This is a genomic window from Micrococcus sp. GbtcB5, from assembly GCF_019091605.1.
Taxonomy (GTDB): Bacteria; Actinomycetota; Actinomycetes; order Actinomycetales; family Micrococcaceae; genus Micrococcus; species Micrococcus luteus.
On sequence record NZ_JAGXJK010000223.1, the window covers coordinates 1 to 264 of the forward strand.

Genomic DNA, 264 nt, shown 5'->3' on the forward strand with positions numbered 1-264 from the left:
GAACTTCGCCAAGGTCAGCCTCGAGACGGACAACGTCTTCTCTGACGGCTACGAGACGCAGCTGCCGCAGATCACGGGCTCCGTGGAAAAGGGCTTCGCCATCACCATCGTCGTCCCGATCGACACCACCACTGAGCAGGAGCAGGGCGGGATGGGCGGGCCCGGCGGAGGCCAGCCCCCGGCGGGCGGCGAGGGCGGCCAGCCCCCGGCGCAGCCCTGAGCCCGGCGGACGTGGGCTGTGCCGTCCGGCTCAGCCCACGCGTC

At 72.0% G+C, this 264-nt stretch carries 1 pseudogene; it reads left to right on the forward strand.

Annotated elements, in window-relative coordinates:
* A pseudogene (locus tag KVS67_RS12125) lies at window positions 1-220 on the forward strand (3,4-dioxygenase subunit beta); the annotation flags it as partial.
* Window positions 221-264: the final 44 nt, after the last annotated feature.